General features: G+C 67.0%; 21 protein-coding genes, 1 tRNA gene and 1 pseudogene. 13 read left to right on the top strand and 10 right to left on the bottom strand.

What is annotated here, in order from left to right; translation table 11 throughout:
* Nucleotides 1-47 precede the first annotated feature (47 nt).
* Together F5544_RS46860 and F5544_RS39845 are read left to right on the top strand one after the other, a co-directional pair.
* Nucleotides 48-917: an Abi-alpha family protein gene (locus F5544_RS46860; protein ID WP_238846911.1), complete on the top strand. Its 870-nt coding sequence runs from the start codon at nucleotides 48-50 to the stop codon at nucleotides 915-917.
* A 120-nt stretch (nucleotides 918-1,037) separates the two neighbouring features.
* Entirely contained in the window at nucleotides 1,038-1,634 is a 597-nt protein-coding gene (locus F5544_RS39845) for a nuclear transport factor 2 family protein (protein ID WP_238846910.1), read from the top strand.
* 7 nt (nucleotides 1,635-1,641) lie between these two features.
* On the opposite strand, the gene F5544_RS39840 is transcribed toward F5544_RS39845, so the two are convergent.
* Nucleotides 1,642-3,261, bottom strand: a complete 1,620-nt coding sequence (locus F5544_RS39840; protein ID WP_167477922.1) for a peptide chain release factor 3 — start codon at nucleotides 3,259-3,261, stop codon at nucleotides 1,642-1,644.
* A gap of 327 nt (nucleotides 3,262-3,588) precedes the next feature.
* Between F5544_RS39840 and F5544_RS39835 the strand changes: the two genes are divergently transcribed.
* Both F5544_RS39835 and pth read left to right on the top strand, forming a co-directional pair.
* On the top strand, nucleotides 3,589-4,188 hold the full coding sequence (locus tag F5544_RS39835; protein WP_167477921.1) for a 50S ribosomal protein L25/general stress protein Ctc: 600 nt from the start codon (nucleotides 3,589-3,591) through the stop codon (nucleotides 4,186-4,188).
* A 12-nt stretch (nucleotides 4,189-4,200) separates the two neighbouring features.
* Nucleotides 4,201-4,782 (top strand): aminoacyl-tRNA hydrolase, encoded by a 582-nt coding sequence (gene pth, locus F5544_RS39830; protein WP_167477920.1) that lies wholly within the window; start codon nucleotides 4,201-4,203, stop codon nucleotides 4,780-4,782.
* Between the two features lie 104 nt (nucleotides 4,783-4,886).
* On the opposite strand, the gene F5544_RS39825 is transcribed toward pth, so the two are convergent.
* Complete coding sequence (locus F5544_RS39825; protein ID WP_167477919.1) at nucleotides 4,887-6,533, bottom strand: fatty acyl-AMP ligase; 1,647 nt, start codon at nucleotides 6,531-6,533, stop codon at nucleotides 4,887-4,889.
* A 299-nt stretch (nucleotides 6,534-6,832) separates the two neighbouring features.
* On the opposite strand from F5544_RS39825, the gene F5544_RS39820 reads away from it, so the two are divergent.
* Entirely contained in the window at nucleotides 6,833-7,381 is a 549-nt protein-coding gene (locus F5544_RS39820; protein WP_167477918.1) for a DUF1062 domain-containing protein, read from the top strand.
* 109 nt (nucleotides 7,382-7,490) lie between these two features.
* On the opposite strand, the gene F5544_RS39815 is transcribed toward F5544_RS39820, so the two are convergent.
* Nucleotides 7,491-8,144, bottom strand: a complete 654-nt coding sequence (locus tag F5544_RS39815; RefSeq protein ID WP_167477917.1) for a lysophospholipid acyltransferase family protein — start codon at nucleotides 8,142-8,144, stop codon at nucleotides 7,491-7,493.
* Between the two features lie 135 nt (nucleotides 8,145-8,279).
* On the opposite strand from F5544_RS39815, the gene F5544_RS39810 reads away from it, so the two are divergent.
* Entirely contained in the window at nucleotides 8,280-8,852 is a 573-nt protein-coding gene (locus F5544_RS39810) for a TetR/AcrR family transcriptional regulator (RefSeq protein WP_167477916.1), read from the top strand.
* 59 nt (nucleotides 8,853-8,911) lie between these two features.
* Here the strand turns inward: F5544_RS39810 and F5544_RS39805 are convergent, their stop codons facing one another.
* Nucleotides 8,912-10,093: an aminotransferase class V-fold PLP-dependent enzyme gene (locus F5544_RS39805; protein WP_167477915.1), complete on the bottom strand. Its 1,182-nt coding sequence runs from the start codon at nucleotides 10,091-10,093 to the stop codon at nucleotides 8,912-8,914.
* A 240-nt stretch (nucleotides 10,094-10,333) separates the two neighbouring features.
* Here F5544_RS39805 and egtA point away from each other — a divergent pair.
* The 5 genes and pseudogenes from egtA to F5544_RS39780 all read left to right on the top strand — a co-directional run.
* A pseudogene (gene egtA, locus F5544_RS39800) lies at nucleotides 10,334-11,611 on the top strand (ergothioneine biosynthesis glutamate--cysteine ligase EgtA); the annotation flags it as partial.
* Between the two features lie 401 nt (nucleotides 11,612-12,012).
* Nucleotides 12,013-13,350 (top strand): ergothioneine biosynthesis protein EgtB, encoded by a 1,338-nt coding sequence (egtB, locus tag F5544_RS39795; protein WP_167477913.1) that lies wholly within the window; start codon nucleotides 12,013-12,015, stop codon nucleotides 13,348-13,350.
* Nucleotides 13,351-13,353: 3 nt separating this feature from the next.
* Entirely contained in the window at nucleotides 13,354-14,370 is a 1,017-nt protein-coding gene (locus F5544_RS39790) for an ergothioneine biosynthesis protein EgtC (RefSeq protein ID WP_238846909.1), read from the top strand.
* Nucleotides 14,371-14,374: 4 nt separating this feature from the next.
* Entirely contained in the window at nucleotides 14,375-15,346 is a 972-nt protein-coding gene (egtD, locus tag F5544_RS39785; protein ID WP_167477912.1) for an L-histidine N(alpha)-methyltransferase, read from the top strand.
* A gap of 188 nt (nucleotides 15,347-15,534) precedes the next feature.
* On the top strand, nucleotides 15,535-17,151 hold the full coding sequence (locus tag F5544_RS39780; RefSeq protein ID WP_238846908.1) for an alkaline phosphatase family protein: 1,617 nt from the start codon (nucleotides 15,535-15,537) through the stop codon (nucleotides 17,149-17,151).
* Nucleotides 17,152-17,201: 50 nt separating this feature from the next.
* Here the strand turns inward: F5544_RS39780 and F5544_RS39775 are convergent, their stop codons facing one another.
* The 6 genes from F5544_RS39775 to F5544_RS39750 form a co-directional block, all read right to left on the bottom strand.
* On the bottom strand, nucleotides 17,202-17,843 hold the full coding sequence (locus F5544_RS39775; protein WP_167477911.1) for a DUF2461 domain-containing protein: 642 nt from the start codon (nucleotides 17,841-17,843) through the stop codon (nucleotides 17,202-17,204).
* 11 nt (nucleotides 17,844-17,854) lie between these two features.
* Nucleotides 17,855-18,175 (bottom strand): hypothetical protein, encoded by a 321-nt coding sequence (locus tag F5544_RS39770; RefSeq protein ID WP_167477910.1) that lies wholly within the window; start codon nucleotides 18,173-18,175, stop codon nucleotides 17,855-17,857.
* Nucleotides 18,176-18,259: 84 nt separating this feature from the next.
* The gene (locus F5544_RS39765) at nucleotides 18,260-18,520 is read right to left on the bottom strand and encodes a hypothetical protein (RefSeq protein WP_167477909.1); all 261 of its coding nucleotides are present in this window, start codon (nucleotides 18,518-18,520) and stop codon (nucleotides 18,260-18,262) included.
* Nucleotides 18,521-18,607: 87 nt separating this feature from the next.
* A complete protein-coding gene (locus F5544_RS39760; protein WP_167477908.1) occupies nucleotides 18,608-19,588 on the bottom strand; it encodes a ribose-phosphate diphosphokinase in 981 nt (326 codons plus the stop codon).
* Nucleotides 19,588-21,075 (bottom strand): bifunctional UDP-N-acetylglucosamine diphosphorylase/glucosamine-1-phosphate N-acetyltransferase GlmU, encoded by a 1,488-nt coding sequence (gene glmU / locus F5544_RS39755; RefSeq protein ID WP_167477907.1) that lies wholly within the window; start codon nucleotides 21,073-21,075, stop codon nucleotides 19,588-19,590. Before glmU ends, F5544_RS39760 begins: the two co-directional genes overlap by 1 nt.
* 107 nt (nucleotides 21,076-21,182) lie before the next feature.
* Nucleotides 21,183-21,253, bottom strand: a tRNA-Gln gene (locus F5544_RS39750).
* 357 nt (nucleotides 21,254-21,610) lie between these two features.
* On the opposite strand from F5544_RS39750, the gene F5544_RS39745 reads away from it, so the two are divergent.
* Nucleotides 21,611-22,261, top strand: coding sequence for a TetR/AcrR family transcriptional regulator (locus F5544_RS39745; RefSeq protein WP_167477906.1), 651 nt, complete (start codon nucleotides 21,611-21,613; stop codon nucleotides 22,259-22,261).
* A 181-nt stretch (nucleotides 22,262-22,442) separates the two neighbouring features.
* Entirely contained in the window at nucleotides 22,443-23,090 is a 648-nt protein-coding gene (locus F5544_RS39740) for a TetR/AcrR family transcriptional regulator (protein WP_167477905.1), read from the top strand.
* Nucleotides 23,091-23,142 lie beyond the last annotated feature (52 nt).

Raw genomic sequence — 23,142 nt, 5'->3', positions numbered from 1 at the left:
CAATAATCTGTGGGCGGGTTCCGTTCACTGGGCAAATCGGAGTAGACGTGGCAGACGACAGGACCGGACAGGACGTGGCCCGGGCCGGCTCCCGCGCCGTCGAGCGCAGCTCGGATGTCGAACGGCGCCAGATCAGCAACGAGGCGCGGCTGATTCGCGGTGTGTTCCGCGCGGCTGGGATGGCGGCGGGCACCGCGGTGCGCGGCAGCCGTTGGGCGGTCGAGACCACCTTCGAGGTCACCAAGGAGATCACGCAGGCCGCATTGGACGGTGAATCGTCCGCGGATCTGGCCGAGCGCACCGGTAACGCGCTGCGTTCGATAGCCCGAAGCGCGCTCGGTGTCACCGAGGGTTCGGTGCGCGAAATCGTCAGCTACGTACCGACTTCCAACGGCGGGGTGCCGCAGAGCGCGTTGACCGCCGCCCACTTCCACTCGGCGACCACCGAGGAGCTGCGCCGCCGCGGCGATTCGCTGCTCGCCCGCTCGGCCGACGTCTACTTCAGCGAGGACGTGCATCCGGCCTATGACCGGATCCTCGACGAGCTGGCGCCCGACGAGGCGCGCATTCTGCGGTTCATGTCGCAGAACGGTCCGCAGCCCTCGGTCGATGTGCGGACCAATCGGCCGCTCGGCATCGGTTCGGAGCTGGTGCAGGGCGACCTCACCTCGGTGCCGGAGCAGGCGGGCGTGCGCTACCCGGACCGGGCGCGCATGTATCTGATCAACCTCAACCGTCTCGGCCTGACGCTGACCTCGGACGATCCGGTGGTGCTCAGTCGCTACATGGTGCTGGAGGTGCAGCCGGTGGTGGAGGCGGCGCTGAAGAAGGCGGGTCGCGCGCCGAAGATCGTGCGCAAGAGCTTGCGGCTCACCGAGTTCGGTGCGGACTTCTGCAAGACCTGCTTCACGATCTGAGCCGAATCGCGGAATGTAAGTTGATCTTCCTGGCGGTTTTCCGACCAAGCGTCATAGCAATCTGATACAAATCGAGCAATCCGTGAAGTGCGGTTAGGCGACGGATGGGATTGTGGAGTTATGGATCAGGGAACCGGTGCCGACGACGCCGATCCGGGAGTCGATTCCGCGCGTGGGCGTGGCGATCCGGACTGGGCGGACTTCTTCGCGATCAACCGCCTGAAATTCAGATACCTACGCGCGTTGGACACCAAGGCGTGGGAAGAGTTCGCCGACACCATGATTCCCGAGGCGACCGCGACCTACAGCGAGTACCTGCAGTTCGAATCGCGGGACGCCTTCCTCGCGTTCATGCGCAACACCCTCGGCCCGCACGTCATCACCGAGCACCGCTGCGACCATCCCGAGATCGATATCGAAGGCGATATCGCAACCGGCACTTGGTATCTCGCCGATACGGTGCTGATCCCCGGCCACAATATGCTGCTGCGCGGCGCGGCCTTCTACAGCGATCGCTATGTCCGGTGCGATGACGGGCAGTGGCGCATCGCGCACACCGGATACGAGCGGACCTATGAGGTGGTGCTCTCGCTCAGCGACCTGCCGAGCCTGCGTTTGACGTCGAGCCGGTGGGGTTTGATCGCCAGGGAGGACGGCATCGCATCCGTCCAGCGCGAACCCGGGCAGGAACCGCCGCGAGCGTCCGAAGCGGGTTGAGCGCCGGTCAGTCCGCGGTGGCGACGAGCGGTTCGAGGGTGAGCTTCGGCAGTTCCTTCTCGATGTACTGCAACCGCCACTTATCGCTGAACAGCGCGAGCAGCACGCCGTCGCTGCGGGTGAACACCTCGACGCCGCGCTGGCGACCGAGTTCGTCGGCCGAGGCCGCGTCGGTGCGCCGAGCCAGGGTGTACCCCAGATGTTCCATCCGGGTCTCCACATTGAATTCGGCCATCATCCGCGCGGTGACCACCTCGAACTGCATCGGGCCGACCGCGGCAAGGACCGGTGCGGCATCACCGCGAATATCGTTGCGCAGCACCTGCACGACACCCTCGGAGTCGAGCTGATCGATCGCCTTGCGGAACTGTTTGTACTTGCCGGCGCTCTGCGCGCGCAGCACCGCGAAATGTTCCGGCGCGAAGGACGGGATCGGCGGGAACTCCACCTTCTTATCCACGTACAGCGTGTGCCCCGGCGCCAGCGCGGTCGCGTTGACCAGGCCGACCACATCGCCCGGGTAGGCGGTGTCGACGGTGGAGCGCTCCCGGCCGAATACGGTCAGCGCGTATTTCGTCGCGAACGGGCGGCCGGTCTGCGCATGCGTCACCACCATGCCGCGCTCGAATTCGCCGGACACGATCCGCATGAACGCCAACCGGTCCCGGTGCGCGGCATCCATACCGGCCTGCACCTTGAACACCACCGCGCTGAACGGATCGGTGGTGGTGCGCGCCCCGCCGTTGACGTCGGCGCGCGGACCCGGCGCGGGCGCCAGCGCCACCAGCGTCTCGAGTAGTTGGCGCACACCGAAATTCAGCATCGCGGAGGCGTAGATGACCGGCGAGGTCTGCCCGGCCAGGAACAGTTCCTGATCGTGGTCCTGTCCGGTGGCCGAGAGCAGTTCGCTCTCCTCGGCCGCGGTGGTCCAGACCTCGCCCTCGCGCGCCTCGGCCTGTTCGGGCGTCAGCGATTCCTCCGGTGCGATGGTCGCGCCGCCCGCGGTCCTGGTGAAGTGGATGTATTCCAGCGGGGCGCCGTCGGGGCCGCGGCGCAGCAGACCGCGGAAATCACCCGCGATGCCGACCGGTAGGAAAAGGGGAGTAGGGGTGAGGCCGATGCGCTCGCTGATCTCGTCGAGCAGTTCCAGCGGCGCCTGGCCGGGGCGGTCCCATTTGTTGATGACGGTGATCACCGGGATGCCGCGGTGGCGGCACACCTGGAACAGCTTGAGCGTCTGCGGTTCCAGACCCTTCGCCGCATCGATGAGCATCACCGCGGCGTCGACGGCGGTGAGCACGCGGTAGGTGTCCTCGGAGAAATCGGAGTGGCCGGGGGTGTCGACCAGGTTGATGACGCTGTCGGAATCCGAGCCCTCGGCGCGGTAATTGAACTGCAGCGCGGTCGAACTCACCGAGATGCCGCGCGCCTTCTCCATCTCCATCCAGTCCGAGACGGTCGACTTGCGTCCCGCCTTGCCGTGGATGGCGCCCGCTTCGGAGATCATCCGCGCATGGAGTGCGAGCGCCTCGGTGAGCGTCGACTTGCCCGCGTCGGGGTGCGAAATCACCGCGAACGTGCGCCTGCGCGCGACCTCGGCGGCGACGCCTTCACTGGAGGCGGTCAACTTCAACACCCTTCTTGGACGACCGAATCGGCAACCTGTCCAGGGTACGTGAGCCGGGTAGCGCGCTGTACTCCGCCCATTCCCCCGTTCGGAAACCGGGTTTGGGGTGCCGATTCATAGCATGTTCCGCCCTTGCGGTACAGTGTTCGGGTTGTCTCGGCGAGGGTGTTTGCAGACCTTGCGACACCGTGATCGACGCGGCTCGGCTTCCGGCCGTCCCCGTGCGGTCTTCGCCCGACGAGCAGACCAGTTCGATCCAGGGCCTCCACCCGTCCTGTGATCGCCACCAGTTGACAGCCCGGAAGAGCCGTAGGAGTAGATCCAGTCATGTCCGACGCCAACCTTCTCGAAGCCACCGTACGCACCGAGTTCGGTAAGGGCGCGGCCCGCCGTACCCGCCGCTCCGGCAACGTTCCCGCCGTGCTGTACGGCCACCAGGCCGACCCGCAGCACCTGTCGGTGAACGCGCACGCCTTCGCCGCCATCCTGCGCGAGCACGGCACCAACGCGGTGCTGAACCTGGTGATCGACGGCAAGAAGCAGCTCGCACTGACCAAGTCCGTTGTGGTGCACCCGATCCGCCGCTACATCGAGCACGCCGATCTGCTGATCATCAAGCGCGGTGAGAAGGTCGTCGCCGACGTGCACGTCACCGTGGTCGGCGACGCCGCCCCCGGCACCCTGGTCACCCAGGAGGCCAACACCATCTCCATCGAGGCCGACGCGCTGAAGCTGCCCGAGTCCATCGAGGTTTCGATCGAGGGCGCCGAGGCGGGCACCCAGATCACCGCCGGTCAGCTCGAGCTGCCGAAGGGTGTCACCCTGGCCGCCGACGCGGAGACCCTGGTCGTCAACGTCATCGTCGCCCCGGCCGCCGAGGCGGAGGCGCCCGCCGAGGGCGAGGCCGAGGGCGAGAGCGCCGAGTAGGTCCCGGTCTCGATGACCGAAACTTCCGCCGGGCCAGCGCTCGTGGTCGGACTCGGCAATCCGGGTTCCGAATACGAGCGCACCCGGCACAATGTCGGCTTCCTGGTCGCCGATGTGCTCGCGCAGCGCGTCGGCGGCCGGTTCGCCGTGCACAAGAAGTCCGGGGCCGATCTGTTGCAGGCCCGGCTCGACGGCCGTCAGGTGCTCATCGCGAAGCCGCGGTCGTACATGAACCTATCCGGGCGGCCCGTCGCCGCGCTGGCCAAATTCTTCTCCGTGCCGCCGACCGAGGTGATCGTCGTCCACGACGAACTCGACCTGCCGTTCGGCACGATCAAACTCAAGCGCGGCGGCGGCGAGGGCGGGCACAACGGCCTGCGCTCCGTTTCCAGTGCGTTGACCACCAAGGAATACGTCCGCACCCGGATCGGCATCGGTCGCCCGCCCGGCCGCCAGGACCCCGCCGATTTCGTGCTGAAGCCGTTCTCGACGCCGGAGCGCAAGGAGGTTCCGGTGATCGTGGAGCAGGCCGCCGATGCCGTCGAGATGCTGCTGCGCGTCGGCCTGGAAACCGCGCAGAACCAATTGCACTGACTTGTATTGCGGCATCCTCCCGGCGAACGCCGGGACCGCGGCCGAGCATGAGGGGAGAGCGGCCTGCGGGTCCCGACGTTCGACGGGAGGACGCCAGGGGCGGGTCAGCGCAGGTGCACGGCGGTGGCCGCGCGCCGCAGCTTCCCGGACGACGTCTTCGGCAGCGCGCCGGGCCCGAGTACCGTGACGGTGCGCGGCCGCGCACCGACCTCGGAGAACACCGCGTGCACGATTTCGCGTTCGATGCGCTTGACGGCTTCGGGGTCCTGGTGGTCGTTGCTCTCCACCACCACGGCGAAACTCTCCCGCTTCTGGCCCGCGTCCAGGCGCACCGCCACCGCGTTGCCGGGGCGCACGCCCTTGACCCGGGTCGCGGCGCGTTCGATATCGGTGGGATAGATATTGCGGCCGCCCATGATGATGACGTCCTTGATCCGCCCGCACACCACGATCAGGCCCTCCTCGGTGAAGTACCCGATATCGCCGGTGTCCAGCCAGCCGTGCGAATCCTGGGCCGGGCGAAAGCCGTCCACCGTCACATAGCCGGAAGTTACCGCGGGACCGCGCAATTCGATGACGCCGACCGAGCGGGTGGGCAGCGGCTGGCGTTCCGCGTCGACGATCCGGCCCTCCAGCTGATCGACCAGATAACCGAGCGTCGGCAGGCGGCGCACGGTACCCGGATGGCCGTGTTCGTCCTGTACCGGAACGGCTTTGCCGAGCGCCTCGAGCAGGTCGGCATCGATGATGTCGAGCACCTGACCGTGCCCGGGGTCCGGAATCGATACGGCCAGTGTGGTTTCGGCCATTCCGTACACCGGTGTGAGCGCCATCGGGTTGAGCCCGAAGCGCTTTCCGGCCGCGGCCAGCCGCTCCATGGTGTCCGGGTCGACGGGTTCGGCGCCGTTCCACATGTAGCGCACCGAACTCAGGTCGAGGGCGTTGTCATCGGCCTGCTCCAGCCTGCGGGCCAGCAGTGAATAGGCGAAATTCGGTGCCGCGGTGACGGTGCCGCGATACTTGTCGATCAGCTCGGCCCACAGCAACGGTTTGGTGAGGAAGTCCAGCGGGGTCACGCAGATCACCTCGGCACCGAATTGCATTGGCACGCTGAGGAACCCGACCATACCCATATCGTGGAACAGCGGCAGCCAGCTGACCATGACGTCGTCGTCGAGCTGGAACTTCACCCGGTCGAACATGGCGTAGGCGTTGACGAAGAAGTTGCCGTGCGTGATCCGCACCGCCTTCGGTGAGCCGGTGGAGCCGGAGGTCAACTGCTGCAATGCGGTATCGGATTCAGCGGTGGGCAACGGGTCGGTGTCCGGACCGTCGTGCAGCTGGTCGATGCGCACAACGGTGATGCCGCGCTCGCGCAGGATCTGCTCCGCCGCCTCGAACGGGGCGCCGAGCACCACCGCCCGCGCCTCGATCATCCGCAGCACGGTCTCGGTATCGCGGGCCCACACCACCAGATCGGTGCGCGGAGTCGGCTGATGCAGCATGGTGATCGATGCGCCGCGCATCCAGATCGCCTGGCAGGCGGGTGCGATATCGACCGGGAGGCCGGCCAGCACGCCGACCGCGTCACCGTGCCCGATGCCCGCCGCGGCCAGCCCGCCCGCCATCCGCCGGGCCACCGCGTGTATCTCACCCCAGGTCTGCCGCCGGGGCGCGTTCGGCTCGCCTGTCACCAACCCCCTGGCCGACGTCTGCGCCGTCGCGTACATCTCGTCGGTGAACCTGCTCAAATCCGGACTCCCTCATCACCACTCGGCCGCCACTCGGCCTCTCCCAACTATCCCGTCTTGACGGACCGGCGTTAACCCCGCAAACGGATGTCCTGGTGAACGCCGGTCGGTTGACTGCCCGAAAACCAGTGGAGGCGTGCCGTCGTGAGTCCATACCATGCTGGCGACCTGAGTTGCCCAGTCGAGGACCTGCCGTTGTACCACCTGTGAGACCTCCCGAGCGCTAATTCCTCGCGCGGTGCGCATATGCGCCGCGCGCTTTTCTGCTGCGGATTTCTCACTGGAACAGGTGTACTTCTGTGCTCGAAAACTGGGTAGTCGAACCCGTCTGTCTGCCGCGCGTTCGCCGTCGTTGCCACGTTTGCGCGTCGGAACGCTTCCGGACCAGCGGAAAGTTTCGCGTCAACGCGAACGGCAAACTCATCGATGTCTGGCTCCTCGCGCTCTGTACCGCTTGCGGGGAGACCACGAAGCTCACGGTCATGGAGCGCACGAATGTGCGCGGCATGCCGTCCGAGCTCTTGGATCGGCTGCATGGCAACGACCCCGGCCTGGCGGCCGAGCTGCTCCAAGACCCGATTGTGCGGCGCCGCAATCGCATCGCCCTCGACTGGGACAACGCCTGGCGTCTGGACACCGGCGGCTCGGAGTATCTGGACCGCGAGGTGATCGACGTCTCGGTCCGCTTCGCCGCGCGGATCCCGGTCCGGCCGGTGCGGCTGATCGCTGATGGCTGCGGTCTTTCGCGGGCGGAGGTGGAGCGACTGATCACGGACGGGAAGCTCGTTTCGTCGGTTCGGCTGAGCGGCAAGCTATCCCGCGACTTCACCTTCCTGCTCAAGCGCTGAGCCCGCGTCGGGGGCAGCGGCCTGTCCGGCAAGGTTCGCCGGACAGGCCGCCGCGGGGGTCCCGGTCGGTGGCCGCACTCGCCAATTACCTATGCACGCAAAGGAAGTCCTACCGCGCGAACGTCGCGGCGTATTCGTCGACGTAGGGGCGCCCCGCCCGGGCGGCCAGCTCGCGCATGAGGTCGTCGGTGGCGGTGCGGACGGCGGTGGGCTCGAGGCGCGGGTAGTGGCGCGGTGCGCCGAAAGCTATGCGCACCTTGGCGAATCGCCAGGTGCGGCGGCCCCGCGGGTTCACCTTGTCGGTGCCGGAGAGCACGACGGGGACGACCGGTGCGCCGGTGGTCATGGCGACCCGGAGAGTTCCGGTGCGGCCGCGGTAGACCCGGCCGTCGGGTGAACGGGTGCCTTCCGGGTGGATGGCCCAAACACCGCCCGCTTCAAGGATTTTGGTGGCCGCGGCCAGGGCGTCGGCGGCGGCGGTGCCACCGGTGCGGTCGACCGGCACCTGTCCGGAGACGGAGTAGAACCAGCGGTTGAAGCGCCCGCGCAGGCCGGTGCCGGTGAAGTACTCCTGTTTCGCCAGGAAGGTGACCCGGCGCGGTAGCACGAGCGCGAGGTAGAGCGAATCGATCACGGCCAGGTGATTGGCCGCGATGATGACCGGTCCGGTGCGCGGAACATGGTGCAGGCCTTCGATTTTCGGCCTGCCGAGCAGCCGCAGCACGGGGCCGAGCAGGACGTATTTGAACAGCCAGTACCACACAGGGGTTCCTCCCGATAACGAATGTGTAGACATTGTCTACCCGATCGCGTAGACAATGTCTACTAATCCTGCGTAGCGGTATTGACGCGGCGGTCCGGCGACGAGCCTCGACTCGCGATAGCAGACAATGTCTACATGGCCGAACAGCTGCGCGAACGACTGGTTGATGTGGGCGTCGACCTCCTGGAGGAGGTCGGCGCGGCGCAGCTCGGGCTGCGCGCGATCACCCGGGCGGCCGGTGTCTCACACGGCGCGCCCCGCAGGCACTTTCGCACGCACAACGCGCTACTGGCGGCCATCGCCGCCCGCGGCTTCGCCGACCTCGCGGCGCGCTTCGCCGCGGTGCCGGAGGCGGCCGCGCCGCGAGATCGCCTGCGGCACATGGCCGTCGAATACGTCGACTTCGCGCGGCGGCGTCCGGAGATGTTCACCCTGATGTTCCGCCACGACCTGCTGGAGGGTTCCGGCGAAAACCTGCGCGCCACAACGCTTCCGCTGTACGACCGATTCGCCGGGCTGGTCGGCGACGTCACCGGGGCGACGGGGGCCGCCGCCCGCGACCGAGCGCTGCTGCTGTGGACCAACCTGCACGGCATCGCCGCCCTTCAGGCCAACCGCAGCCTCGCCCTGGTGGCCCCAGCCGCCGTCAACGGCGCCCTCGTCGCCCGGGTGTTGGTCACCGAGGTGCTCGACCTGCATTTATCGTGACGGTCTTCCCGCGCTGACCAGCGCACGCGCGGGAAGCCGAAACCTCAACGAGCACAGCGTTATTCGTGCCGCAGCCCGGCGACCGCCGCGACGAACCGGTCCAACTCGGCGAAGCTGACGAAGGCGTGCGGCGAGGCGCGCACCAGCGAGTCGATACCGCGGCGGTTCATATCGAGCAGGGTGGAGCTCGCGAAGCTGACGGTGACCGTGATGTCCTGCTCCGCCAACCGATCCCGCACCTCGACGGCGGCCATGCCGTCGACGGTGAACGATACGGTGCCGCTCTGCCGCAGCCCCAGATCCCGCACCGTCACACCGGGAATCTCCGGCAGCGCCTTGCGCAGGTGCGCGGCGCGGGCGGCAACGGCCGCGTACACGTTCTCCGGACCGAGATCGAGCAGGTAGCGGACGGCGGCGCCGAGCCCGAGCCGGGCCGCGACATCGAATTCCCAGAATTCGAAGCGGCGGGCATCGGGCGCGAGGCGGTACTCGTCCGGCGCGGTCCACTGCGCGGAGTGCAGGTCCAGCCGCTCCGGTTCCATCGATTCGACCAATTCCGGTCGCACATAGAGGAATCCGGTGCCGCGCGGCCCGCGCAGCCATTTGCGTCCGGTGGCCGAGAGCGCGTCGACGCCGAGTTCGGCGACATCGATCGCGAGCTGGCCCATCGACTGGCAGGCGTCGAGCAGCACCAGCGCGCCGACCGAATGCGCGATGCGGGTGGCCTCCGCCGCCGGGTTGACCAGTCCGCCGTTGGTCGGCACGTGCAGCAGCGACACCAGCTTCACCCGTTCGTCGACCATCGCGGACAGCGCGTCCAGATCGATCTGGCCGCTGCTGTCGTTCGGGATCTGCTCGACGACGGCTCCGGTGGCCTTGGCGCGCTGTAGCGCCGCGATGGCGTTGCTCGCGTAATCGGTGCCCGAGATCAGGATTCGGTCGCCGGGCCGCAGCGGCACCGAATAGAAGAAATCCGCCCAGGACCGGGTGGCGTTGTCGCTGAGCGCTATTGCGGCCGGGAACGCGTTGATCAGCTCGCCGATCGCTGTTTTCACCGCGTCGAGATCGGCGAGCCGCTCGTTCGCCGCGCGGTAGCCACCGATCTCGGATTCGCGTCGCAAATGCGCGATGACCGTATCGGTCACGATCCGCGGCGGCAGCGAGGAGCCCGCACTGTCCAGGAATACCAACCCCGCGCCGACCCCCGGGGTGTCGGCGCGTACCCGATCCTCATCCAACATGCCGCTGACCGTAGCCGGTCGAGCTTCCGGATGGCAGGGACTCCGAATCCCCTATTGGCGGGGAAAGCGTGATCTAGCAGCGCGGACGTACCTGTCACGAACCCGTCACAAATCTCTGACGTTTTCTTGTCGGTGGGCATCGCTACCCTGGTTTGGTCGGTGTCGCGGAATACGCCGCGACCCCCCGGCGATAACGGAATTGGCAAGCGGACAGCGACTCACACCACGATGGAGGTTGGCATGGCCGTCGCGCTGGAGCATCCGGAATCGGTCGAAAATGCCGTTGAGCTGGGGGAATTATCCTCCCGCGCCGCGGCGGAGGCCTATATCGGCAAGATCTGTTTCAAGCAGGGGCCACCGGCGCTCATCGGCGCCGAACTCGAGTGGCTCACCGTGCAGGGTGAGCGTTCGGCCGCAGGCCCATCGGCCGCTCCGCGTCCCCAGCTGACCGTCCTGGCGGATGCACTCGGACCGTATGCACCACGGTCCATCGCCCCCGATTCACCGGCGCTTCCATTGCCGGGGGGCAGCCGGGTCACCATCGAACCCGGCGGTCAGATCGAACTCTCGAGCGCCCCGTACGCCACCGCAGCGCGGTTGTGCGACGAGCTGCGCGCCGATGCCCGAATGTTGCGGGCCTTGCTCGAATCCCGTTCCATCCGCACCGTTTCCGGTGCCGCCGACGCCGATCGCCGGGCCAGACGCCTGCTGCGATTGCCGCGCTACCGCGCCATGGAACAGGCCTTCGCGGGCATCGGGCCGTTCGGCAAACTCATGATGTGCAATACCGCGGCCACGCAGGTCAGCGTGGACGCCGGGGCTGATCGCGGCGATATCGCGGCCCGCTGGGTCGCCCTGTACGCGATGGGGCCCGCACTGCTCGCGGCCTTCGCCTGCTCGCCCGCGCTGCACGGCGCCCCGGCCGGCGATTGGGTTTCGCAGCGGATGCGAGCCTGGCTGCGGCTCGATCCGGCGCGCACCCGCCCCCCGGTGCACGAATGGCTGGATCCCGTTGCGTCCTATGGCCGTTGGGCGCTGGACGTGCCGCTGCTATGTGTCCGAAGACCCGACGGCCCACCCGGTGACTGGGCCGCGCCGCCCGGCGCGACCTTCGCCGACTGGCTGTCCGGCGCGCTGGACGACGAGATCGGCCGCCGCCCCGACGCCGGCGATCTCGACTACCACCTCACCACCCTTTTCCCGCCCGTGCGCGCCTCGGGCCACCTGGAGATCCGCTACCTCGACGCGCAGCCCGGCGACGACTGGACGGTGCCGATCCACGTCTTCGACGCGCTGCTGTCGAGTCCCGCCGTGGTGGCCGAGGCGACGGCGGTGGCAGCGCCGGTCGCCGGTCGTTGGTTGGATGCCGCGCGTAATGGTCTGGCCGACAGTCAGATTCGTGCCGTGGCGGTAGCGCTGCTGACGCTCGCCGCCGATCATGCGCGCGGTTCGACGTCGGCCACCGAGATCGGTGCCGCGATCCGCCGATGTAGTAGCGGCCGCACCCCGGTCGAGGAATCAGCCACGCGCACAACCTCATCCGGGGGCGGTCGAGTTCTATCCGGCGAGCGTCCGGCGAGTACCGACGCGCGAGCCCCATCCGATGACGGCGTCCCATCGACTCGGGATCAGGCGTCGCATAGGCCTGCACCATCCGACAGCGGCCGAGTTGTATCCGGCGAGCGTCCGGCGCATACCGACGCCCGAGCCCCATCCGGCGGCGTCCCATCGATACGCGATCAGATGTCGCACGAGCCTGCCCCATCCGTCAGCGGCCGATATCGCCGGTGACGGCGGCGCGCTCGCGCGAGCCGATCGGATCATCCGTGTGACAAGCCCGGTTCGTGAGCGCGTTATCCGCGCCGACCATGGCCGCATTGCGCTGCGGTCCTTCGCATCTCGCTCGAAAGAACTTCGTCATGACCATTCAGCACCCCACCGATAATTCCGCCACCGAACGGCTGCGAGCCGATATCGCCGACGTGCTCGGCAGAGCCCGCACCCGCACCCGCGCCCTCACCGACTGTCTCGACGAGGCCGAACTCGTCGCCCAGCATTCGCGCTTGATGAGCCCACTGGTCTGGGATCTCGCGCACATCGGCAATCAGGAGGAACTCTGGCTGGTCCGCGATGTCGGCGGCCGCGAGCCCGTCCGCGCCGATATCGATGAACTGTACGACGCGTTCAAACACGCCCGCGTCAACCGTCCCGCACTGCCGCTGCTCGATCCGGCGCAGGCCCGCGGCTACGTCGGCACCGTACGCGAAAAGGTATGGGATGTGTTGGACGCCAGTGCGTTACGCGGCGATCCGCTGGTCGACGGCGGATTCGCCTTCGGCATGATCGCCCAGCACGAACAGCAGCACGACGAGACCATGCTGGCCACCCATCAGCTGCGCACCGGCGCCGCGGTGCTCTCCGCGCCGCCCGCGCCACGGGCCGCCACCCCGATTGACGGTGAAATCATCGTCCCCGCAGGCGAATTCACGATGGGCACCTCGACCGATCCATGGGCTCTCGACAATGAGCGTCCGGCGCATCGAGTTCACCTGCCCGCCTTCGCGATCGATGCCGCGCCGGTCACCAATGAGCAGTACCTGGCCTTCATCGACGACGGCGGTTACGACCGGCCCGAGCTGTGGTCCGAGCGCGGCTGGGCGCACCGGCAGGAGGCCGGGCTGGTCGCTCCGCAGTTCTGGGAGCGCGATCCGGCCGGGCAGTGGTGGCGCCGGGTGTTCGGGGTGATGTCCCCGCTGCGGCCGAAACAGCCCGTGCTGCACGTGTGCTGGTTCGAGGCGGAGGCGTACGCCAACTGGGCGGGCAAGCGGCTGCCCACCGAGGCCGAGTGGGAGAAGGCGGCCCGGTTCGACCCGGCGACCGGTGCGTCGCGCCGATTCCCTTGGGGCGACGCCGAACCCGATGCCCGCACCGCGAATCTCGGCCAGCGCCACCTGGAACCGGCCGAGGTCGGCGCATATCCGGACGGCGCGTCGCCGCTCGGCGTACATCAGCTCATCGGCGACGTATGGGAATGGACCGCATCGGGTTTCGAGCCGTATCCGGGCTTCCGCGCCTTCCCGTACCGGGAGTACTCGGAGGTCTTCTTCGGTGGCGACTACCGGGTGCTGCGCGGCGGCTCCTTCGGCACCGATCCGGTGGCCTGCCGCGGCACCTTCCGCAACTGGGACCACCCCATCCGTCGCCAGATCTTCTCCGGCTTCCGATTGGCCCGCGACCTGAGACGAGGTGAGCACTGAGCCATGTGTAGGCATATCGGTTACCTGGGCGATGCGGTTCCCGTAGGCGAAATCATCACCCGCGGACCACATTCCCTGCGCGTCCAATCGTGGGCGCCCAACGAGATGCGCGGCGGCGCCAAGGTCAACGCCGACGGCTTCGGCGTCGCCTGGTGGCGTGCGAGTGTCGCCCTGAAGTCGGCGGCCACCGATACGGCACAGCTGCTCGGCCACCGCGCGGACGCCGGTGACCCCGACCCGGCGAATGGCGGTGCGCAGACCGATCCCGAATTCGAGCGGTCCGGCGATGCGGTGGAATCCGCTGCACACCAGACTGTTTCGGACCCACTGCCGGTGAGCCGGTATCGCAATGCCGCGCCCATCTGGACCGATCCGGCGGTGGACGAGGTGCTGCCGCAGTTGACGTCGCGGGCGGTGCTCGGCGCGATCAGGTCGGCGACCTCCGGGATGCCGGTGGAGCGGGCGGCATGTGCGCCGTTCGTCCACGGCCATTGGGCGTTCAGTCACAACGGGGCGGTGCGGGATTGGCGGCGAACGCTGACGGCCGTCTGCGCGGATCTGGATGCCGCCGCGTTGAGTGCGGGCGCCAGCAGGCTTTTCGAGGACGAACTGCTGCTCACCGCCGAATCGCCGACCGATTCGGCGACGGTCTGGGTACTGCTTGCCCGCCTGCTCGACGCCATCGCGCCCGGCGGCTTCGTCGATTCGCCCGCTACTGCACTGAGGTTGATCACCGAGGCGATCCTCGCGCACGCACCGACCTCGCGGCTGAACTTCCTGCTCGGCGATGGCGAAACCCTCTGGGCCACAACGGTGCACCACTCGCTGTACGCACTGGTCACCGACTCCTGCGCAATCCTGTCCTCCGAACCGTACGACGACGACCCGGCCTGGCGTTCGATCGCCGACCGGCGACTGGTGATCGCGCGGCCGGGCCACCTCTCGGACGAACCGCTCACCACTGCGGAAAGCACGAAAACCGTTGACGACCGCCTGGATTCAGGCACACGAAAGGCCTAGCGCAATGACCGCACCCACCCTGGACATCTACCTATCCGAGGCGGACCTGACCTCCGCGTTGCGGACCGACGCCAGGCTCGGCCTGACCGCCGACCCGAAGTGGTTGCCGCCCAAGTGGTTCTATGACGCGCGCGGCAGCGAGCTGTTCGAAAAGATCACCGAACTGCCGGAGTACTACCCGACCCGCACCGAGCGGGCACTGCTGGAGCGGGTGGTCGGCGAGATCGCCCGCACCGCCCAGGCCGAGGTGCTGGTGGAGCTCGGCGCCGGTTCGGCCGCCAAGACCAGGCTGCTGCTCACCGCGCTCACCGCCGATGGACCGTTGAAAACATATGTGCCGCAGGACGTTTCGGCCACGGCGCTGCAGGATGCGGCGGACCAGATCGCCGCGGAATTTCCGGGCCTCGCGGTGCACGGGGTGGTCAGCGATTTCACCGATACCCTGCACAATCTGCCGGGCGGCGGCCGCCGGATGATCGCCTTCCTCGGCGGCACCATCGGCAATCTGGTGCCCGCCGAGCGCGCCGAATTCCTGGCGAGCATCAGGGATGTGCTGGAGCCGGGCGAGCAACTGCTGCTCGGTGCGGGTTTGGTGATCGATCCGGCCGTCCTGGTGCCCGCCTACGACGACGCCGCGGGCGTCACCGCCGAATTCAACCGAAATGTGCTGCACGTACTGAACTCTCGCCTCGGTGCGGATTTCGCGCCGGAGAAATTCGAGCACGTCGCGCTCTGGGACGCCGAGCGGGAGTGGATCGAAATGCGTTTGGCTGCAACGGAAGACATGACGGTCGAAATCCGAGAGCTCGATTTGACGGTGCGTTTCCAACGAGGGGAGCAGCTGCGTACCGAGATCTCCGCGAAATTCCGCATCGACGGACTGAAAAGTGAGCTGGCCGCAGCCGGTTTCGCCACCGAGCAGGTGTGGACCGATCCCGATGACCGCTTCGCGCTGATCCTGGCGGGCCGCCGCTGAATTCCGGCCTGGGCGGACAATATCGCCCCGATTACCCGAGAATCTCGCCGAAAACGTGAGATATTGTCCGCCCAGGCCGGGTCGATTGTTCGTTGAATCATCACCGCCAGGTCAGCTCGCGTTACCCGAACCCGGTTACGTTTCCCCGATTCCGGTCGCTGCCGGATGTCGAGGAATGGAAGTACCAGGTGAATAAGTTCAAATCCGGGATCGCGGTGGTCTGCGCGTGTGCGATGGGAATGATCGCGAGCGGTTGTTCCGGGGACACCGAAACCAAGCGGGATGAGCATGTCCTGCTGTTGTCCATCGATGGCATGCACCAGTCCGATCTGGCCGGATATGTGCGGTCCCACCCGGATTCGGCGCTGGCGAAGCTGGTCGGGCGCGGCGCGTCGTTCACCAACGCGCAGACGCCCATTCCGTCGGACTCCTTCCCTGGCCTGATCGCCGCGATCTCCGGCGGCAATCCGAAGACCACCGGCGTGTACTACGACGACACCTGGGCCCGTGATCTGCTGCCCGCGGGCACCACGAATTGCGCGGACGCGAAGAAGGGCACCGAGGTATCCCTCACCGAGGACCTCGACAAGGATCAGCACCGCATCGATGCGGGCCAGGGATTGACCGGCCTGCCCGACGGCATCGGCAAACTGACCGGCGACCCGAGCGTCCTGCTCGATCCGGCCAAACTTCCGGTGGCTCCGGCCAGCTGTAAACCGTTGGCGCCCAACGAGTATCTGAAGGTCAACACGGTCTTCTCGGTGCTGCACGCGGCCGGGAAGCGCACCGCCTGGTCGGACAAGCATCCGGCCTATGTGATCGCGAACGGCAAGGGCGGCCGCTCGATCGACGACCTGTTCACCCCCGAGATCAACAGCGCCGCACCCGGTTCGGATGCCGACTGGACCAAGGACAACCAGCTCACCCGCCGCTACGACGCTTATAAGGTCGACGCGGTGGTCAACGAGATCGCGGGCAAGGACCATTCCGGCGCCGAGCAGGTCGGCGTGCCCGCGATATTCGGCATGAACTTCCAGTCGGTGTCCACCGCGCAGAAGCTGCCCGCGTCCAAGGGCTATCTGCCGGACGGGAAGCCGGGCGAACTGCTCAGCGGCGCACTGGATTTCGTCGACCAGCAGGTCGGCCGTCTGGTCACGGCGCTGGACAAGGCCGGGCTCACCGACAAGACCTCGATCATCCTGACCGCCAAACACGGTCAATCCCCGATCGACCCGTCGACGCTGACCCGTGTCGACGACAAGAAGATCGTCGATGCGATCAATACCGAATGGGCGGCAACCCATCCCGGCACCCCGAAGTTGGTCGCGCACGCGATCGACGATTCGGCGATCGTCATGTGGCTCACCGACCGCTCGGCCGACGCGGCCGCCTTCGTCAAGCGAAAGCTCTTGGAAACCAACGGGACCGGCACCGATATCAAGGGTGATCCGAAGCCGTACACCGCATCCGGCGTGGACAGGGACAAGGTGTACGCGGGTGCGGACGCCGCCAAGTTCTTCGGGGTGAGCCCCGACGATCCGCGCGTACCCGATATCTACGCGGGAGCGGTCCCCGGCACCGTGTACACCGGCGGCAAGTCGAAGATCGCCGAACACGGCGGCATGACACCGGATGACCGGCATGTGCCGATCGTGGTGGCGGGCAAGGGAATCGGGAAGAGTTCGGTGGACGCGGAGGTCTCGCTCACCCAGATCGCGCCGACCATCCTGCGCAGGCTGGACCTGGATCCGAACAAGTTGGATGCCGTCGCGGCCGAGCACACCGCGGTGCTGCCGGGGCTGTAGAGTTCGCCGAATGGTTCAGCGGCGTCGCGTCCGCGCCGCTGGCCCAACCCCTATCGAGTGCCCCCTACGACCGCCGAAAGCCATTCGATGAATGGCCGCATCGTCTCCCAAGCCTTGCGGATCTCCTTACCGGCCCGCGGCGTCGTCAACCAGTCCGGTGCGCCGAATTCCCTACCCGCCGTAAGCGATTTGTGCCGCAGCAGGTCGATTCGCGGATGATCGGCATCGAACCCCTTGGGCTTGGTCTTCAGCTGTTCGCCGCCGATCGCGAATTTCGCCTTGCGCAGCCGGGCCAGTATCGCTTCCAACTCCGGGCCGCGCACCCCATCGTCGACGGTGGCCCGGTACTGCGCGATCTGCGCGGGCGAACCCTGATAGAAGCCGCCGCCGACGTACAGCCCCGCCGCGCCGATCTGTACGTACCAGCCGCAACCGGGTGCGGTGCCGACCACCGCGCCCTGCGCCGTCTTGTACGGCGATTTGTCCTTGGCGAACCGCACATCCCGGTACGGCCGGAATATCTTGGCGGCGCCGAAATCCGCCTCCAGCTCGGCGACCAGCGCCTTCATCGGTGCGAGCACCGCGGTGTCGTAGATGTTCTTGTGCGCGGTCCAGAAGGCCTTCGAATTGTCGGCCTCCAAATCCTCATAGAAATCCAGACCGGTGAGCGGAAAGCCGCCGAATTCCGTCATAGCCGAAAAACCTACCCCGTCGATCCGGTGCGCAGACCGCTGTTCCAGTACAGGAACGCGAGCACGGTGCCGAGTACGGTGGCCAGCGCCGCGGCGAGCGCCGCCCATTTTCCGAGCCATTCACCTTTGCCGTGTGCCAGCAGGCCGATGACGATGCCCGCCGGACCGAACAGGACCGGACAGAACAGCAGAGCCAGTGCGGCACAGAGGAATCCGAACAGCGACAAACCCTGGTTGCCGAGTCGTTGCAGGAGGGTGTCCGGGGGTGGGTAGATGTCCTCGTCCTCGGTGCGCCGATCGTCGCCGGACGGCTGCTCGTGTGGCGTGGTCATTGCGCCCTCCTCGGGTCGTCCGGTTCAGGTCATGGGTACCACGACGCGGTGACCCCGGCACCTGCTGCGGTGCGGGCGATCGGATCAGAGCCGGTCGTCGTCGATGATCTCGATGGCGGCTTCCTCCGCGGGCCGGTCGTCGTTCGCGGCATCCTCGGCGCGCTGGTTGCGCGCGGTCCACTCCTGGGCGAGTTCGTCCCCGATGCCCAGCCTGCCGTCGTCCTCGTTCTCCCGGTAGCCGATTTCCAGATCGGCGGGCGGATCCTCGACGTAACGCTCGTATTCGCGGATCTCATCCGCCTGCTCGTCATCACCCATATCCATATCGAGCGGGTCCGTATCCATGGACACAGTATGTCCCGTTCGGGCGGTTCTATTCGGAAACGAAACGGCGGCCCGAGCCGAGACCCGGACCGCCGTTCGGCAGTGAAACTATGCGTTGCCGTTGAAGAGGCCCGTCACCGAACCGTTTTCGAAGACCTCGCGGATGGTGCGGGCCAGCAGCGGCGCGATGGACAGCACGGTCAGCTGCGGGAACTTCTTCTCCTCGCTGATCGGCAGCGTATTGGTCACCACGACCTCCTTGGCGCCGCAGGCGGCCAGACGCTCGGCGGCCGGGTGGGACAGCACGCCGTGGGTGGCCGCGATAACGACGTCGCCCGCGCCCGCCTCCTTCAGCACCTTGACCGCGCCCGCGATGGTGCCGCCGGTGTCGATCATGTCGTCGATCAGGATGCAGGTGCGGCCGTCGACATCACCGACGACGCGGTTGGCCACGATCTGGTTGGGCACCAGCGGGTCGCGGGTTTTGTGGATGAACGCCAGCGGCGAGCCGCCCAACGAGTCGGCCCACTTCTCGGCGACCTTCACGCGGCCGGCGTCGGGGGAGACGACCGTGATGTGTTCGAGGCTGTAGTTGGTGCGGATGTACTCCGACAGCTGGATCAGGGCGTGCATGTGATCGACCGGGCCGTCGAAGAAGCCCTGGATCTGATCGGTATGCAGGTCGACGGTGATGATCCGGTCCGCGCCGGCGGTTTTCAGCAGGTCGGCGACGAGGCGGGCGGAGATGGGCTCGCGGCCGCGGTGCTTCTTGTCCTGGCGGGCGTACGGGTAGAAGGGCAGCACCGCGGTGATTCGCTTGGCCGAACCGCGCTTGAGCGCGTCGATCATGATGAGCTGCTCCACCAGCCACTGGTTCAGCGGGGCGGGAAAGCTCTGCAGTACGAAGGCGTCCGAGCCGCGCACGGATTCCTCGAACCGGACGAAGATCTCGCCGTTGGCGAAATCGCGGGCGGTTTGCGGGGTGACGTGGACGTCGAGTTCCTTGGCGACCTGTTCGGCCAGCTCAGGATGAGCGCGTCCCGAGAAGAGCATCAGGTTCTTCTGGTTGTCGATCCATGACGCGGTCACTACTGTTTGCCATCCTTTTGCTCGTCTGGGGGATCCGACTTCTCATTGGCCGCGTTGGCTGCCGCCGCCGCGCGCGCCGCGTCCGTTCCAGGACGGAAACGCTGCACCCAGCCCTCAATGTTCTTCTGCGGTCCGCCGGATACCGCGAGTGCCCCCGGCGGAACGTTTCTGCGCAGTACAGTACCCGCACCCGTATACGCGCCGTCACCCACGGTTACCGGTGCGATAAACATTGTGTCGCTTCCCGTACGCACATGCGAGCCGACCGTGGTGTGGTGCTTGTTTACCCCGTCGTAATTGACGAAAACGCTGGACGCACCAATGTTGCTGTGCTCGCCGATGGTGGCGTCGCCGACATAGGTCAGGTGCGGCACCTTCGAATGTGCGCCGATGGTGGCGTTTTTCGTTTCCACGAAGGCGCCGAGCTTGCCGGACGCGCCGACGACCGTGCCGGGACGCAGATAACTAAAGGGTCCGATATTCGCGCCGGGTCCGATCGCCGCGCTCTCGCCGTGCGTCCGGACCACCCGTGCGCCCTCGCCGACGACCACATCGGTGAGCGTGCTGTCCGGCCCGATCTCCGCGTCCTCGCCGATCACCGTATTGCCGAGCAGTTGTACGCCGGGGCGCAGCGTGACATCCCTGCCGATCTGCACACCGGCGTCCACCCAGGTGGATGCCGGATCGATGATGGTGACCCCGGCCCGCATATGCCGTTCCAGGATGTAGCGGTTCATGGTGCCCGCGGCGTTGGCCATCTGCACCCGGTCGTTCACGCCGGTGACCTTGTTCGAGTCGACCAGGCGCGCGCCGTGTACCGGATGCCCGGCCTCGCGGGCGAGCTTCAGCACGTCGGTCAGGTACAGCTCGTGCTGGGCGTTCGCGGTGGACAGTCGATGCACCATGGTGCGCAGCACCGCGGCGTCGAAGACGTACACACCCGAGTTGACCTCGGTGAGCGCCGCCTGTTCCGGGGTGGCGTCGGCATGTTCGACGATCTCGACGACGTGGCCGTCGGCGTCGCGCACGATGCGGCCGTAGCCGTTCGCGTCCTCGGGGACGAAGGTCAGCACCGTGACCGCGGAGCGCTCCGGATAACTGCGGTGCTCGTCGAGCAGCGCGCTCAGCGTGTGCCCGTCGAGCAGCGGCACGTCGGCGGAGGTGACCAGCAGGTCACCGCTGAAATCGGCGGGTACGGCGGTGAGTGCGCACTGCACGGCGTGTCCCGTGCCGAGCTGTTCCTCCTGGATGGCGGAGGTGATGTCGCGGCCGAGTTCGGCGGCGACCGCGGCGACCGCGGCGCCGACCTGTTCGCGATCGTGGCCGATCACGGTGATGAGGTGGGCTGGGTCGATCTCGTTCGCCGCATGCAGCGCGTGCGCGAGCATGCTCCGGCCGGCCAACGAATGCAGAACCTTGGGGGTCTTCGACCGCATTCGTGTCCCGGCACCGGCTGCGAGAACGACGACGGCGGTCTGCTGTGGCATGGATCTCCCTCGGCTGCCTGTCATCGTGCGGGCTGCTCGGTACGTACTGGGGTTTCGCTGCGCGTTCAGCGATGTGCGGGGCCAACGATAGTTACCGTGCCGGTGTGCTCCGCCGCCAGGACTCGAACCTGAACTATCTGAACCAAAATCAGAGGTGCTGCCATTACACTACGGCGGATCGTCGCATCGGCGGATCGAAGATCCGTCGCTGCGCCACGGCACGGCATGATCCTCGCACGAGTACCCGCTCCACGTCGAACCGCATAGCCGAATCCGCCATGCCCGCCCGCGCGAACTGGACTTCTCCCGGCCGCCGCCGGATGCCTCGGGCGTCGCGCCGCCCGCGCGCCGCCGCGACCCGAAATCGGTTGCCGCCTTGGATGTTCGGACGACCCGCCGACCGGGCCCCGGTGCGGAAACCGATTGCGCGCCAGCTTGATAGCCTCAACGCAAACGACTGATTTCGTAAGAGCATGGGTGAGCCGACCCTGTCCCAGCGACCGGCGTAACCACACGACAGAGGCGGAGGAGCTCGATGTCATCGGGTGAGCAACGCGCGCCCCGGCCGCGGATGACGGGCACCCAGCGGCGCCAGCAGTTGATCGAGATCGGGCGGGCGCTGTTCGCCGAGCGCGGGTACGACGCCACCTCGATCGAGGAGATCGCGCAGCGGGCCCAGGTCTCCAAACCCGTGGTGTACGAACACTTCGGCGGTAAGGAAGGGCTGTACGCGGTGGTGGTCGACCGCGAAATGTCCATGTTGCTGGACATGATCGTGTCCTCCCTCACCCAGAATCGGTCACGGGTGCGCTTGGAGCAGGTCGCGCTGGCGCTGCTGACCTATATCGAGGAGCGCACCGACGGCTTCCGCATCCTGGTGCGCGACCAGCCGGCCGCGACCGCCGACGGCCGCTATTCGAGCCTGCTCAACGAGGCGGTGAATCAGGTGGCGCACATCCTGGCGGGCGATTTCGACAGGCGCGGATTCGACACCAGTCTCGCCACCCTCTACGCACAGGGACTGGTCGGTATGGTTTCGACGGCTGCTACCTGGTGGCTGGACGAGCGGAAACCGTCGAAAGAGGTTGTCGCCGCACACCTGGTGAACCTTTGCTGGAACGGACTACAGCACCTGGAGGCCGATCCGCAGCTGAGTTCCGAATGGCGGACCGGTTCTGCGGACTGACCACGCGTGTTAACCAGTGAATTGCGAAGAAGGTTTGGTCGAATGCTCGAATTGCCTGCTGGACGGGCACCTGGTGGTACGGTTCACCCATCCTCTGGGTGCTGTTCGGGCGGTATGTCGGTCAACTTCGGGATGTCGGTCTACTTCAGGATGGCTGGTTTTTGGATGACAGGCGGATCTGATGGCTAGGCAAGCGCGCGCGGAGATCACCCGCGATTCCGTTCTCGCGGGCGCGGCCGATGTCTTTTTGCGGTTGGGATATGCCAACGCGAGCCTCAGTGAGATCATCGCGCAGTCCAATGTGACCAAGGGCGCCTTGTACTTTCACTTCGGTTCGAAGGAAGAACTGGCCCGCGCGGTGGTCGATCAGGGCAACGAGCGACTGGTCAGCTCCTGCCAGGGATTCTTCGATCCCCGGGTGCCCGCGCTGGAGGCGTGCATCGGCATCACCTATGTGGTCGCCGATCTGTCGATGAACGATCCGATGGTCGGCGCCATGCTCAAGCTGACCCATCAGATCGGCGACTATCGCGGCGCCCAGGGTGACAACATCGCCAAGACCTGGGGCGACACCTACCGGGTGCTCGCCGAACGGGCCATCGCCCAGGGCGATCTGGAGGCCGATCTCGAACCCGAGGTGATCGGCGTGCTGCTCCAGGAGGTCACCGCGGGCGTGCACATCATCGCGGTCGGCACCGAGACCATGGACCAGATGGCAACCAGGATGGAACGGGCCTGGTACTTCCTGCTGCCGTCCATCGTGCCCGCCGAAAAGCTTTCGTACTTCCGGGAATTCGCGGCCCGGCGGTTGCGGCGCTACGTGCCGTAGGTTGCGGCCGCCGGGCGCGGGCAACCGCGTCGGTCCGCCCAACTAGACTCGG

Source organism: Nocardia arthritidis (genome assembly GCF_011801145.1).
In the GTDB taxonomy this organism is placed as follows: domain Bacteria; phylum Actinomycetota; class Actinomycetes; order Mycobacteriales; family Mycobacteriaceae; genus Nocardia; species Nocardia arthritidis_A.
Note: the sequence above shows the minus strand (reverse complement) of the source record. Positions and strands in the feature narration are given on the sequence as shown.